Consider the following 13,573-nt stretch of genomic DNA (forward strand, 5'->3'; position numbering starts at 1 on the left):
GCCGTGAACGACGCAGCAAACACACCGAGTGGCCTGGTCGCCGAAATGCGATGCGATGCGGCAACCCCGCCGCATCGCATCGCATCACGCGCACTGCATCATTCGGCCGGTTCGCGCGCGGCGCGCACCGCGGTCACCAACTGCGCCACGCTATACGGCTTGGCCAGATGTTCCTGAAAGCCGGAGGCCAGCGCGCGCTGGCGATCGTCGTCGCGTGCCAACGCAGTGACCGCCACCGCCGGCAATGCGGTCGCATCCAGGCCCATGTTTTCGCGCACGGTGCGGATCAGCCCGTAGCCGTCCATGCCCGGCATGCCGATGTCGGTGAGCATCAGATCGAAGCGCGCATAGCCGCGGTGGTCGATCAGGGCCAACGCATCGGTGGCGCTGCCGGCGGTCACCACTTCGGCGCCCTGCTCTTCCAGCAGGCGGCGCAGATAGTCGAGCATGTCCGGCTGGTCTTCCACCGCCAGCAAGCGCAGGCCGTTGAGCGCACGCGCTTCCACGATCTGTTCGGACATCAGCCGCCGCCGCAGTTCACGCCGCGGCCGCTTGGCCTGGTCGGGCTGATGCTCGGGCAGGCGCACGGTGAAGGTGGCCCCCTTGCCGCGCCCGCCGCTGGTGGCACCGACCTGGCCGCCGTGCATTTCCACCAGCTGCTGCACGATGGCCAGGCCCAGGCCCAGGCCGCCGTGCTGGCGGGTGGTGGTGGCGTCGGCCTGGCGGAACCGGCCGAACAGATGCGGCAGGAATTCCGAAGCGATGCCGTCGCCGGAATCGCGCACCGAAACGATGAAGTGGCCGTCGTCGTGCTCCACGGTCACATCGATGCGGCCGTGCGCGGGCGTGAACTTGATCGCGTTGGACAACAGATTCCAGAACACCTGCTGCAGCCGCGTGGCATCGCCCAGCACCAGACACGGCGTGGGCGGCACATGCAGCTGCAGGACCTGATCCTTACCCTCGGCCACCGGCTCCTGCGCGCCCAGGGCTTCGCGCACCTGCTCGGCCAGATCCAGCGATTCCACTTCCAGCTGCACCTTGCCCAGCAGCATGCTGCTGAGGTCGAGCATGTCGGAGATCAGGCGCTTTTGCGCGCGGGCGCTGCTGGCGATGACCGACAGGCCCTTGTAGTTCGGGTGGCCCTCTTCGACCCGCTGCAACAGCAGCTCGCTCCAGCCCAGGATGGTGGTGAGCGGCGTGCGCAACTCGTGCGACAAGGTGGCCAGGAACTCGTCCTTGAGCCGCGCCATGCTTTCGGCCTCGTTGCGGGCACTGCGCTCGGATTCGAGCAGTTGCTCACGCGCCAGGGCGATTTCGCGCTGTTCGGTCACGTCCGGGCTGCTGCCCGCCAGGCCAATGAAACGGCCGTCAGCCGAATAACGCGGAGTGGCGGTCATCTCGATCCAACGCCACTGGCCGTCGTGCCGGCGCGCACGCACCAGCGCGTGCAGGCCACGCTGTTCTTCCAGCGAGGCCGCCAGTTCAAACTGGAACACCGGCACGTCTTCCGGATGCAGCAGTTCGCTCCAGGCCGACACGGTGCCGCTGGAAATATCCACGCCGAAAAATTCGCCATAGGCGCTATTGACGAAACGCACCACGCCTTGCGCATCGAGCACCCAGACCGGCATCGGCAGGCCGTCGGCCAGCGCGCTGAAGCGCGCCTCGCTCTCAGCCAACTCGCGCTCCACGCGCTTGCGCTCGGTGATGTCCATGAACAGCACGGCCACCCGCTTGAGCTCCGGCGGCCCCACCCGAAACGCGTCCACCGAGTACCAGCGGTTCAGCGCCTTGGCCTGCATTTCAAAGTGGATGCGGTTGCCGGTTAGCGCCACATGCCCGTAGCGGTCGAACCATTCCTGCTCATGATCGGCGCGCAGGCTGCGCATCGAGACATTGGCGACCTCGGACAGGCCGGTGTAGCGCTGGAATGCCTCGTTGGTGACACGGAAGATGTAATCGGTGGGCCGGTTGCCTTCAAACACCATGTCGATGATGCAGAAACCAGCGTCCACGTTGTCGAAGATTTCGCGGTACATGCCCGAATCCAGCGTCGGCTCTGCGACGGGCGCCGATGCGGCGACGATCGATTCGGGGCTGAGGGCTGAAGTGCTCAAATCAGGGTCCACGGGTGATGCCAGGGCGGATGACGAGCGGATGAAACCATGTCCGATGTCGTCGGCGGGTGCACACCGCGCTCGCACGCCGCAGGATCGCCCAGCCTGCCGCCCTGCTACCAGAGCAGTGCGGCCACCGCCACGATGCCTGCGCTCAGCAGCATGATGCCGGCCACCAACCCGCGAAATGCCCATTCACCTTCGCGCCGCAGTTGCTCGTCCACCCAGCGCTGCGCCTCTTCGCGCCACAGGCCCGAACGCGCGTAGTCGGCGTCCAGCAGCAGCAGGCGCACCCGCGACAGACCGAGCCGGGCGCATTCGTCGCGGCATTGCTGGCTGAAGCTGTCGTCCGCATCGGCGACATGCGCCCCTTGCGGCAGGATGAGTTCCAGATCAGGACTGGACATAACGCGGCCGCTCCTGGTCGAGTTCGCGCTCCAGCGCCATGCGTGCGAGCTGGGTGTAATTGGCGCGCGGGCCCTGGCCGCGGCCGGTCAGCATTCCCTGGTAGTCCAGGCCCTGCCAGACGCGCCCGGTCCACTCCACGCAATCCTCGGCGATGACCAGCATCAGCGAGTAGCGGTACTCCGCGCCGGTGGCCGAGGTGTAGGCGTACACGGGTGGAAACTGCACGGCCACATCAACCTGGCGCGCCAGCGCGGCCAGATGCTCGCGCAGTGCTTCGCGGGCGTCGGCACCCGGTTCCAACGGCATGCTGCGGGTGGCCATGTCCAGGTCGAGATCGCTCTGCAGGGCCACGAAGGCGGCAGCGCCGGTGGCCGGATTGTGGCCATGCTGCTTTGCCCAATCGATGAACTGCAGTCGCACGTCCGACGGCATGTGTGCCGGCGCCGAGGAGGCTGATTTTGTGCGGGGGTAGGTGTCCATGGCAGCGATCTTCCGGGCTGGGCCGTGAAGCGGAAGCGCAGGCGTGGTGAACCCCCCGTCAGCACCGCGGCCACCTGCATTAACCGGGCGGCAACGCGATGCGAGCCCCAGGCGCAGCGTGCGTTGCGGGGCGTGCAGGGCGGCCCCACACTGATCCTGTGCCCGGCGTTGCCGGCCATCTCTTCTGGAGGCTTTCCATGAAACGTTTGCTTGTGTCCAGCGCGAGCCTGCTGCTCGCCGGCCTGCTTGCCAGCACCGGGGCCACCGCCGGGGTGCGCAACGTGACCGATCCGGATGCCCCGCGCGCCCTGTCCAACGATGGCCCGGTGCAGGTGCGCTGGACCGACCCGGCGCAGTTCTCCGATATCCGCTACAGCGGCAACCGCTGGGAAGCGCAGCGTGGCGATTGGGTGACCCAGCTGGCCACCTATTTCCAGCGCAGCGCCGAGCGGCAGCTGCCGGACGGCCAACGCCTCAGCGTGACCATCACCGATATCCGCCGCGCCGGCCAGTACGAGCCATGGCATGGCCCACGCATGCAGGACGTGCGCGTGGTCAAGGACATCTACCCGCCGCGCATGAGCTTCGAATACACGTTGACCGATGCCAGTGGCGCGGTGATCGACCAGGGCGAACGCAAGCTGGTGGATTCGGCGTTCCTGATGAGCGGCCCGCGCGTGAACGACACCGACCCGCTGCGCTTTGAAAAAGCGATGATCGACGACTGGGTGCGCAAGCAGTTCCGCGGCGATCGTGATCGAAATACCGCGCAGCGCTGATGCAGCACGCGCAAAGCGCGACACGCACGCCATGCTGGAACAGACAACGGCGCCTCAGGGCGCCGTTGTTGCGTTCGTGTTGATCTGGGCATCCACTGCGCCACGCCCTACAGCTCAAGCCTGCGAAGCAGTGTTGTTAGCGCGCAGCGGCGTTACGCGTGTGCAGGGGTGCTGTAGTGACGCGGAACGCGCTTGAGTCCACACAGCAGCTGGTATGCACTGACATTGCACTGCGCGGCCAACGTGCTCACCTGCGGCGCGTCGCCCCACAGCTGCACGGGCGTTCCCACATCGGCGTGCGGATGCTCGGTGAGATCCACGGTGAGCATGTCCATCGACACACGGCCGATCAGCGGGCACACCTTGCCATCCACCAGCACCGGCGTGCCGTTGGGCGCGAACTGCGGGTAGCCGTCGGCATAGCCCATCGCCACCACGCCCACGCGCGTGGGCCGTTCGGCAACGAAGCGCGCGCCATAGCCAACCGGCTCGCCGGCCGGCAGGTCGCGCACGCTGATGATGCGCGAGCGCACCGTCATCACCGGGCGCAGTTGCGCGGTGAGCTCGCTCGGCTGCGGGAACGGGTTGGCGCCGTACAGCATCAGCCCCGGGCGTGACCAATCGTTGCGCAGCGCTGGCCAGCCGAGCAGGCCGGGCGAATTGCGCAGGCTGGTTTCCGCGCGCATGCCGCCGCAGGTCAGCGCGAACGCCACGGCCTGTTCGTCGGTGCGGCTGCACTCCAGCTCGTCGGCCTGTGCCAGATGCGTCATCAGCACCAGCGAGTCGATCTGCGGCAAGCCGCGCAAATGCAGCCATGCGGCGCGAAAATCTTCCGGCGACAGGCCGAGCCGATGCATGCCGCTGTCCAGCTTCAACCACACCCGCAAAGGGCGCGGGCTGCGGAACTCGGCCAGCGCGCGCACCTGCCAGGGCGTGGCGACCACCGTCCATAGATCGTGTTCGGCAATCAGCGCCAGCTCGTCATGCTCGAAAAAACCTTCCAGCAGCAGGATCGGCGCGCGCACGCCGGCCTGGCGCAGCTCCAGCGCTTCTTCGATGCAGGCCACCGCAAAGCCGTCGGCCTCCGGTTCCAGCGCCTGCGCACAGCGCACCGCGCCGTGGCCGTAGGCGTCGGCCTTGACCACTGCCAGTGCCTTGCCGCCACCCAGTTGCCGGGCCAGGCGGTAGTTGTGACGCAACGCGTCCAGGTCGATCAACGCTTGTGCAGGACGCACTACGCGGCCTCCCGGTGCGGGCGCGTGCTGCGCGTGGACAGATAACGGAACACGTCCAGGCCTTCGGTATCGATCTCGGGCGTGCGGCCCTGCATCAGGTCGGCCAGGTAGCGGCCGGAGCCGCAGGCCATGGTCCAGCCCAGCGTGCCGTGGCCGGTGTTGAGGAACAGGTTGGCGTACGGCGTGGCGCCCACCACCGGGGTGCCGTCCGGCGTGGCCGGGCGCAGGCCGGTCCAGAACTCGGCCTGGGCCAGATCGCCGGCACCGGGGAACAGGTCGTTGACCACCATTTCCAGAGTGGCGCGGCGGCGCGGATTCAACGACAGGTCGAAGCCGGCCACCTCGGCCATGCCCCCGACGCGGATGCGCTCATCGAAGCGGGTCAGCGCGATCTTGTAGCTCTCGTCCAGCACCGTGGAGGTCGGCGCGCGTTGCGCGTCCACGATCGGGATGGTCAGCGAATAGCCCTTGAGCGGGTACACCGGCAGATGCAGGCCCAGCGACAGCAGCAGATCGGCCGAGTAGCTGCCCAGTGCCAGCACATAGCGGTCAGCGGTGACCAGGCGGCCGTCGATCTGCACGCCGGTGATTTCGCCGCCGGCATGCTCCAGGCGCTCGATCTGCTGCCCATAGCGGAATTGCACGCCGGCCTGCGTGGCTAGGTCGGCCAGGCGCTGGGTGAACAGCCGGCAGTCGCCGGTCTGGTCTTCGGGCAGGTGCAGCGCGCCGGCCATCTGCGCGCCACCGCCGGCCAGGCCGGGCTCGTACTGGGCGATCTGCGCCGGGGATAGCAGCTCGTAGGGCACGCCGTACTGCGCCAGCACCTCGATGTCCTGCGCGGCCGCGTCCAGCTGTTGCTGGGTGCGGAACAGCTGCGTGGTGCCGAGCTGGCGGCCTTCGAATTCCAGCCCGGTGCTGGCACGCAGTTCATTGAGGCAGTCACGGCTGTAATCGGACAAACGCACCATGCGCGCCTTGTTCACCGCGTAGCGTTCGGCGGTGCAGTTGCGCAGCATCTGGCTGAGCCAGGCCAGCTGGCGCAGGTCGCGGGTGGGGCGGATCGACAGTGGGGCATGCTGTTCGAACAGCCACTTCACCGCCTTGCCCGGCACGCCGGGGGCGGCCCACGGCGAGGTGTAGCCGAAGGAGAGCTGGCCGGCGTTGGCGTAGCTGGTTTCCAGCCCGGAAGCCGGTTGCCGGTCCACCACGGTGACCTCGCAGCCGGACTGCGCCAGATACCAGGCGGTGGTGGTGCCGATGACGCCGCTACCGAGAATGAGCACCCGCATGTCGTTCTCCTCAAAGAGAGCATTCCCCCAGAACCAGGTGCCGAGGGAGACGTTTAGACGCAGTATATTGCGAGCCAGGCAGTGCTATTTCTGGAATCAGCACCGCTTCGCAGCGAAACTTCCTGTCAAATCCGCCTGGACACAGACCCCATGGCCACCCGCGCGCGTGAGCTGGACAAGATCGACCGCAAGATCCTGCGCATCCTGCAGCAGGAGGGCCGGATTTCCTTTACCGAACTGGGCGAACGGGTGGGTTTGTCCACTACGCCCTGCACCGAGCGCGTGCGCCGGCTGGAGCGCGACGGCGCCATCACCGGCTATTACGCGCGCTTGGATCCGCACTACCTCAAGGCCAGCCTGCTGGTGTTCGTGGAGATCAGCCTGGCCTACAAATCCGGCGACATCTTCGAAGAATTCCGCCGCGCCGCGCTCAAGCTGCCCAACGTGCTGGAGTGCCATCTGGTCTCGGGGGATTTCGATTATTTGCTCAAGGCCCGCATCAGCGAGATGGCCTCGTACCGCAAGTTGCTAGGCAGCACCTTGCTGACCCTGCCGCACGTGCGCGAATCCAAGAGCTATATCGTAATGGAAGAGGTGAAGGAGACGCTGGCGTTGCCGATTGAGGGGTAGGAATGGAAGTCGGGAATCGGGATTGGGGAATCGGGATTCGCGGTTGACCGTGACCGGTCCGGTTAGCGGGTTAGCGGGTTAGCGGGTTAGCGGGTTAGCGGCCGAGTTGCGCAGATGCCCCGCGGGGTCGCAATGCTTGACGGGATGGTGTGACTAAGGGCTTCTGGCCGACTGATGGCGAAGTGGAACTACCGGCGTAGTCGAAGCTGGCGGACGTTGGTCGGTTGCCGCAAACCTGCCGAGACTGCCTTCCACCTGCCGAATCGCCATTGAGTTTTGCGCAGCTTTGCGCAAGTTCGCCGCTAAACAAGTTCGCCGCTAAAAGCACTGCGAGCTGCGAACTGCATGGCCACACCGCCGCCGCGTGCTTCAGCACGCGGCGGCCCGCACAGCGCTCTCAGCGCACCACGCGCATGCCGTCGCCGGCTGGTAATGCGTCGTAGTAGCGGCCGGTCTTGGTGTCCAGCACGCGGTTGGGGCCGGCCGGCTGCATGCCTTGCAGCAAACGCCCGTTGCGGTCGTAGACCATCGGCGTGCTGGCCGGCACCTGGCTGCCGGCCGGGGCCACCGGCGTCTGTGCCGGTCCGCGGGTCGGGATGGTCGGGGCGTTGGGGCGCTGGCCCAACTGCGACGGCACCGGCGTCATCGTGGGGGTTGGCTGTACCGGGCGCGGCGGCGCGACCGTGGGCTGCACCGGCGTGGGCGTGGTGATGGGCTGCAGGGTGTTGGACGAGCGCGTGGTGGTGGCCGACTGCGCCAGTACCGTGCCGGCGGCAGCCAGCAGGCCACACAGCACCAGGCCGCGCGCTGAGGAAGAGATCGTCATGTCGGGCACCACGTTGCATGAGAGATAGGCAATCAATGGGGCCGCCGGCGCGCGGCGGCAATGCACGGACCCCGCCGGGCCCTGAACGCTTCGGCGACGTCGGCGCCATGCGAAAACGCAGCGCTCCTCCACGCAGGATCCCCGGGCATCGGTACCGACGCGGGCGCACAGCATTCATTGCGCTCCTCCAGTGACGACCATCGCGCCGGTCGGCTTCGCCCCAGCGGTTGAACCTAGCGCGCACTGCCCACATCACAGGGGCAGGCGCCGGCACCCCGCCAGCGAGCGCATGCGAGAGCCCCATGAGCCAGTTCGACCTCACCCCGCCCTCCCCCGCCCAGCGCGATGCCCTGATTGCCGGGCTCAGCGACGAGGAGCAGCGCGTGCTGTTGCACCACGGCACCGAGGCCCCGTTCTGCGGTGTGTTCCTGGACAACAAGCTCGACGGGGTCTACACCTGCCGCCTGTGCGGGCTGCCGCTGTTCCGTTCCAATGCCAAGTTCGATTCCGGCACCGGTTGGCCCAGCTTCTTTGCGCCCTACGACCCGGCGCATGTGCGCGAGATCCGCGATACCAGCTACGGCATGGTCCGCACCGAAATCGTCTGCGCGCGCTGCGACAGCCACCTGGGCCACGTGTTTCCCGACGGTCCGCCGCCCACCGGCGAGCGCCACTGCCTCAATTCGGTCTCCTTGGCGTTCACCAAAGACGGCCAGCCGCTGCCCAATCCGCTGCAGCGCGCAGGCGCCGAGACCCAACCGGCCTGATGCGCGCGGCGGCGCACCGGTCCTGACAGTCCTGCAGCGTCAACCGGCGCTGCGGCAGCCTGATTCGACAGGAGGCGTCACATGCACCCGGTTTCCCCGCTACGCCTGGCCAGCCTGCTCGCCCTGGCCCTGACAAGCTGCAACGGCAACGATCGCCCGCCTGCCGCAGCCGACTCACCAGCGGCCCGCAGCACGCCGGCCATCACCGACGCCAGCGTCGGCGGCCCGCCGCCCCGCCCGGCGGGCGTATCCCCAACCGCGCCAACTCTCGCTCCATCGGCCACTGCGCAGTGGCGCTGCGGCGAGCAGATGGTGGGTGTGCATACGGATGCGGCGACCCAGGCCGTGCAGCTGAACGTGAACGGCCGCACCCTACTGCTCACGCATGCCGACGCCCCGACTGGCGCCCGCTACGCGGACATCCACGGCAACGCCTTCTGGGCGCACGCGGGCGAGGCAACGCTAACGTTGGCGGGCGGCGAGGCCGTCAAATGCACGCAGGCGGACGCGAGTGGCGTGGGCTGATGCAGGGGCTGATGCGTTCAGTCGCAGCGCACATCTTCACGTCACGCGCTTCAAGAATCCGCCGCCCGGGCCGAAACAAACAGCAACCCTAGCTTGCTCCCGGCTGCGCCATGCTCATCATCATCGGCTTCATCGTCGTCATCGTCAGTGTCCTGGGCGGCTATGTGCTGTCGCACGGAAAGCTGGGCGCGTTGTGGCAACCGTACGAGCTGATGATCATCGGTGGCGCGGCACTGGGCGCGTTCCTGGTGAGCACGCCAGGCAAGATCGTCAAGGAAACGTTGACCGGCGTCATGGGCGTGTTCAAGGGCCCGCAGTACAAGTCCGACGACTACAAGGACACCCTGAGCCTGATCTACGAGTTGTTGAACAAGGCCCGCCGCGACGGCTTCATGGCCCTGGAAGACCATGTCGAAAAGCCGCAGGACAGCACCATCTTCGGCACCTATCCCAAGGTGCTGGCCGATCACCATCTGCTGGACTTCATCACCGACTGCCTGCGCCTGATGATCGGCAGCAACATCGAGCCGCACGAGCTGGAGCCGCTGCTCGAGCTGGAACTGGAAAAGCATCACCACGAAGCCCTGGCACCGGCGCATGCGCTGAGCAAGGTGTCCGATGGCCTGCCCGGCTTCGGCATCGTGGCGGCCGTGCTCGGCATCGTGATCACCATGGGCTCGATTGGCGGGCCGATCGAAGAGATCGGCCACCACGTCGGCGCCGCGCTGGTCGGCACCTTCCTTGGCATCCTGCTGGCGTATGGCTTCGTGTCGCCGTTGTCGGCGGCGATGGAAGCGCGTGCCGAGCAGGACGGGCGCATCTATGAAGCGGTCAAGACCGCGCTGCTGGCCTGCCTGCGTGGCTACAACCCGAAGATTGCGCTGGAATTCGCGCGCAAGACCCTGCCCTCCAACGTGCGCCCGAGCTTCGGTGATTTCGAAACGCACCTGAAGACGATCAAGTAGGACGCGGTCATGGCCGAGGGCAAATCCACCGTCATCATCCGACGGGTCAAGAAGGTCCAGGGCGGCGGCCACCATGGCGGCGCCTGGAAGGTGGCGTTCGCCGACTTTGTGACCGCGATGATGGCCTTCTTCCTGGTGCTGTGGCTGATGGCGGCCACCACCAAGGAACAGCGCGCGGCGATCTCCGAATATTTCCGCAATCCCAGCCCGCTGTCCGGCAAATCGCCGGCGCCCTCGCCCGGCATGAACGGGCCCGGCGGCGCCAGCACCTCGATGATCAAGCTCGGCGGCACCGCCGACATGGCCAAGGGGCAGAAGGACGAAATGGGCCGCAAGCGCGACAACGCCGCCGATACCGACGTGGATAGCCGCGCCAAGGACAAGAAGCGCCTGGAAGCGCTCATGCAGGACCTGAAGGAAGCCATCGACAAGAGCCAGGCGCTGGAGCCGTTCAAGGACCAGCTGCTGCTCGACCTCACGCCCGATGGCCTGCGTATCCAGATCGTGGACAAGCAGAACCGCCCGATGTTCGACATCGGCCGCGACCAGCTCAAGCCGTACACGGTGGACATCCTGCGCGAGCTCTCCAGCTTCATCAATCAGGTGCCCAACCACATCAGCATCACCGGCCACACCGACACCACCGCCTACAGCAGCGATGCCGGTTACACCAACTGGGAACTCAGCGCCGACCGCGCCAACGCCGCCCGCCGCGCGCTGGTGGGCGGTGGCATGGCCGATGCCAAGGTGACCCGCGTGGTGGGGCTGTCCTCGTCGGTGCTGTTCGACAAGACCAACCCGCAGAACCCGATCAACCGCCGCATCAGCATCGTGGTGATGACCCAGGACGCCGAGCAGGCGGCCCTGGCCGGCAGTGACCAGGGCGTGGCACTGGGCAAGCCCATTCCCGATGCCGACACCCATGTGCCGGACCTGAGCGGCGCTGCCGCCACCGGGACCGCCACGGTGGGCACACCTGCAGCGGCCGGAAGCAGCACAATGGCACCTGCACCGGCCGCTGCCGGCACCGCAACGCCGGTGCCTGCGCCTGCTGCGGCCGGCACCAAGCCAGCGCCGCCGCGGGTGTCGTCCAGCGCGCAGGTGGCCTCGGCGGCCGCGCTCGCCAAGGCAGCCGAAGCGGCCATCGCCGCGCCACGGGTGGCCACCAGCGAGTCGGCACAGCCGAACTGACGCGCCAGGCGTCGCTGGCGGGTGGGCTTTCGCACCGCCTGGCGCGCTGATCGGGAGCGTCCCCGCGCGGACCACAGGGCCCGTCCGAGCCGTGGCGCGCACAAGCGCCTAGAATGGCCGGCCATTTCCAGCGTCGAGAACACCATGTCCCGCAATTCCAAGGCCAAGCGCGACAAGCGCAAGAAGCAGCAACCCAAGCGCCCGATCGTCCGTCTGGGCCAGGCGCCCCAGGTCACCAACCACGCCGTGCTGCAGGATGCCGACGGCCGCGTCGTCGCCGCGATCGGTTTGCAGGGCGGCAGCGAGTGGATGCTGTCGATCGGCGGCCAGACCATGGGCAGCGCCGACAACCCGGTCCCGATGCTGGCCATGCTCAAGCACCTGGCCAACCTGCAGGAGAAGGAAGGCAAGACCATCTCGCTGGAATATTCGACCCAGCTGCAGCAGATGATCGACGACCTGGCCGCCGAAGAAGGCAAGACCGCCGAGGAATACCTGACCACGCTGGTGTCCGAGTTCGAAAACGCCGACGGCGATGACGCTGGCGAAGGCGAAGGCGAAGAAGGCGAAGAAGGCGAAGACGACAGCGACAGCGACAGCGATGCAGTGGCAGCCGATGCGGATGACGCCGCTGATGCGGCCGATGCGGACGCCGATGCCACGGACGCCGATGCTGACGACAGCGCGGCCGAAACCGCGCAGGACGACGCCGACGCCACCGACGGCGCTAAGAAAAAGAAGAGCAAGAAGGCCTGAGGCCAGCCGGTGGCCGTCTACGTCGACGATGCCGTGCACCTGTGGCGCGACCAGCGCTGGGCGCACCTGCTCGGCGATACCTTGGACGAGCTGCATGCAATGGCGGCGCGGCTGGGCATTCCCCGCCGCGCCTTCCAGAACAAACTCAGCGGCGCGCACTACGACGTGCCCGCCCCGCTACGCACCGAGGCGATCGCCCTCGGCGCCATCGCCATCTCCCGCCATACCGACCGCGCCCTGCTCAAGGCGCTGATCGCCAATGCGCGCGCGCAGGCCCGGGGGGAGGTGCCTTGAGGAGGCGGGGATTGGGGAGTTGGGAATCGGGAATCGTAAAAGCGGTGGCTGCGGCCTGATTGGTAACTGCGCCTGATCGGTGGGTGTCGCCAGTTGCATGCCCGAGTACCAGACCGCAATGACGTCACGCTTGTGTAGGAGCGCGCTTGCGCGCGATGAGGCGTTACCGGGAGAGCTTCATCGCGCGCAAGCGCGCTCCTACGCGGCAGGTCTTCCGGCCTGATGCCTTCGACTGCAAGGCTTGCCCACGCACGCACGCGCGTCGGAGCAGAACCATCCAGACCGCAATGACATCACGCTTGTGTAGGAGCGCGCTTGCGCGCGATGGGGCGTTACCGGGAGAGCTTCATCGCGCGCGAGCGCGCTCCTACGAAACAGGCCTTCCGGCCTGGATGCGTTCGACTGCAAGGCTTGCCCTCGCACGCACGCGCATCGGGGCAGCAACCATCCAGACCGCAGCGACATCACGCTTGTGTAGGAGCGCGCTTGCGCGCGATGAGGCGTTATCGGGAGAGCTTCATCGCGCGCGAGCGCGCTCCTACGCGGCGGTTGGTGGCGGTCTTCGTGGATGCTCGGCATGCTCGCCACATCACCCAACTAGCCCCCAAGGCTTAGCGCCGCTGCACAGCCTGCATGACCCAGTGCCAGGCCACGCTTCCACTCGCTGCCACAGCGCGTATTCCTAAGCGCCCCACACTGCAACAGCCCCCGGGGACCGCTCCTGCGAATCCCCATTCCCGATTCCCGAATCCCGGCCCTCAGAACGCCTCATTCCCCAGCCGCACTTCCACATCCATCAACGAGGTCAGTGCCAGCATCGCGTCGTCGTCACGGCTGAGTGCGATCCAGCCGGCGTAGGCGTCGCCGCCGGTGTTCCAGTTCCACAGCGAATACCCGTGCTCGCGCAGGCGGTCGAAGGCCACCGCCATCAGGTCGGGCACGCCCAGGCCGTTGGCGAAGTCTTCGTCATCCAGGTCGCCGCCCCAGTCGATGCGCAGGTTCCAGCGCGAACTAAGCTCGTCGATGGCAGCGATGAACGAATCGGTGTCCTTCCAGTCGACGTAAAACCCCGAGCGCCAATCGATGGCGTCCTTCAGCGCCCACAGCCAGGCATCGTCTTCGTCGTCCGCCTCGGCCTGCGCCTCACGCCAGGCGTCGAACTGGCCCAGCGCGGTTTCTTCGTCGCCGGGATTGATCAGCACCAGCAGGTTCCAGACCCGCCCAGGATGATCGTCGACGTCATCGGCCTCCTCCAGATCGGCGGGCAGGCCGTCGTCGTCTTCGTAATCGGCGCTGTTGTCGGGCATG

General features: G+C 67.1%; 15 protein-coding genes. 8 read left to right on the plus strand and 7 right to left on the minus strand.

Going from position 1 to position 13,573, the window contains the following annotated elements:
* Positions 1 to 98 precede the first annotated feature (98 nt).
* From ACCQ09_RS18825 to ACCQ09_RS18835, 3 genes are all read right to left on the minus strand, one after another.
* Entirely contained in the window at positions 99 to 2,132 is a 2,034-nt protein-coding gene (locus ACCQ09_RS18825) for a PAS domain-containing hybrid sensor histidine kinase/response regulator (protein WP_162808678.1), read from the minus strand.
* A gap of 104 nt (positions 2,133 to 2,236) precedes the next feature.
* A complete protein-coding gene (locus ACCQ09_RS18830; protein WP_012439333.1) occupies positions 2,237 to 2,527 on the minus strand; it encodes a hypothetical protein in 291 nt (96 codons plus the stop codon).
* Complete coding sequence (locus tag ACCQ09_RS18835; protein ID WP_014506489.1) at positions 2,514 to 2,960, minus strand: hypothetical protein; 447 nt, start codon at positions 2,958 to 2,960, stop codon at positions 2,514 to 2,516. Before ACCQ09_RS18835 ends, ACCQ09_RS18830 begins: the two co-directional genes overlap by 14 nt.
* A 245-nt stretch (positions 2,961 to 3,205) precedes the next feature.
* Between ACCQ09_RS18835 and ACCQ09_RS18840 the strand changes: the two genes are divergently transcribed.
* Positions 3,206 to 3,787: a DUF3016 domain-containing protein gene (locus ACCQ09_RS18840; RefSeq protein ID WP_040941868.1), complete on the plus strand. Its 582-nt coding sequence runs from the start codon at positions 3,206 to 3,208 to the stop codon at positions 3,785 to 3,787.
* A 152-nt stretch (positions 3,788 to 3,939) separates the two neighbouring features.
* On the opposite strand, the gene alr is transcribed toward ACCQ09_RS18840, so the two are convergent.
* Both alr and ACCQ09_RS18850 read right to left on the minus strand, forming a co-directional pair.
* Entirely contained in the window at positions 3,940 to 5,022 is a 1,083-nt protein-coding gene (alr, locus tag ACCQ09_RS18845; RefSeq protein WP_011038730.1) for an alanine racemase, read from the minus strand.
* Positions 5,022 to 6,311 carry a D-amino acid dehydrogenase gene (locus ACCQ09_RS18850; RefSeq protein WP_012439337.1) on the minus strand — a complete coding sequence of 430 codons (1,290 nt, stop codon included), beginning with the start codon at positions 6,309 to 6,311 and terminating at the stop codon, positions 5,022 to 5,024. The genes alr and ACCQ09_RS18850 overlap by 1 nt, the downstream gene beginning before the upstream one ends.
* Before the next feature lie 150 nt (positions 6,312 to 6,461).
* Between ACCQ09_RS18850 and ACCQ09_RS18855 the strand changes: the two genes are divergently transcribed.
* Positions 6,462 to 6,941, plus strand: coding sequence for an Lrp/AsnC ligand binding domain-containing protein (locus ACCQ09_RS18855; RefSeq protein ID WP_005992148.1), 480 nt, complete (start codon positions 6,462 to 6,464; stop codon positions 6,939 to 6,941).
* 397 nt (positions 6,942 to 7,338) lie between these two features.
* On the opposite strand, the gene ACCQ09_RS18860 is transcribed toward ACCQ09_RS18855, so the two are convergent.
* Positions 7,339 to 7,767: a superantigen-like protein SSL4 gene (locus ACCQ09_RS18860; protein ID WP_029217169.1), complete on the minus strand. Its 429-nt coding sequence runs from the start codon at positions 7,765 to 7,767 to the stop codon at positions 7,339 to 7,341.
* 302 nt (positions 7,768 to 8,069) lie between these two features.
* Between ACCQ09_RS18860 and msrB the strand changes: the two genes are divergently transcribed.
* The 6 genes from msrB (at position 8,070) to ACCQ09_RS18890 (ending at position 12,265) form a co-directional block, all read left to right on the plus strand.
* Positions 8,070 to 8,534, plus strand: a complete 465-nt coding sequence (gene msrB / locus ACCQ09_RS18865; protein ID WP_040941869.1) for a peptide-methionine (R)-S-oxide reductase MsrB — start codon at positions 8,070 to 8,072, stop codon at positions 8,532 to 8,534.
* 81 nt (positions 8,535 to 8,615) lie between these two features.
* Positions 8,616 to 9,059: an MliC family protein gene (locus ACCQ09_RS18870; protein ID WP_040941870.1), complete on the plus strand. Its 444-nt coding sequence runs from the start codon at positions 8,616 to 8,618 to the stop codon at positions 9,057 to 9,059.
* A 110-nt stretch (positions 9,060 to 9,169) separates the two neighbouring features.
* The gene (gene motA, locus ACCQ09_RS18875; RefSeq protein ID WP_011038736.1) at positions 9,170 to 10,024 is read left to right on the plus strand and encodes a flagellar motor stator protein MotA; all 855 of its coding nucleotides are present in this window, start codon (positions 9,170 to 9,172) and stop codon (positions 10,022 to 10,024) included.
* A 9-nt stretch (positions 10,025 to 10,033) separates the two neighbouring features.
* Entirely contained in the window at positions 10,034 to 11,215 is a 1,182-nt protein-coding gene (gene motB, locus ACCQ09_RS18880; protein WP_011038737.1) for a flagellar motor protein MotB, read from the plus strand.
* Between the two features lie 21 nt (positions 11,216 to 11,236).
* Positions 11,237 to 11,971 carry a hypothetical protein gene (locus ACCQ09_RS18885; protein ID WP_080640165.1) on the plus strand — a complete coding sequence of 245 codons (735 nt, stop codon included), beginning with the start codon at positions 11,237 to 11,239 and terminating at the stop codon, positions 11,969 to 11,971.
* Between the two features lie 9 nt (positions 11,972 to 11,980).
* Positions 11,981 to 12,265 carry a DUF4031 domain-containing protein gene (locus ACCQ09_RS18890; protein ID WP_014506481.1) on the plus strand — a complete coding sequence of 95 codons (285 nt, stop codon included), beginning with the start codon at positions 11,981 to 11,983 and terminating at the stop codon, positions 12,263 to 12,265.
* Positions 12,266 to 13,023: 758 nt separating this feature from the next.
* Here ACCQ09_RS18890 and ACCQ09_RS18895 read toward each other — a convergent pair.
* The gene (locus ACCQ09_RS18895) at positions 13,024 to 13,572 is read right to left on the minus strand and encodes a DUF6630 family protein (protein WP_040941872.1); all 549 of its coding nucleotides are present in this window, start codon (positions 13,570 to 13,572) and stop codon (positions 13,024 to 13,026) included.
* Position 13,573: the final 1 nt, after the last annotated feature.

This window comes from Xanthomonas sp. NCPPB 2586 (genome assembly GCF_041475775.2).
Classification (GTDB): domain Bacteria; phylum Pseudomonadota; class Gammaproteobacteria; order Xanthomonadales; family Xanthomonadaceae; genus Xanthomonas; species Xanthomonas campestris.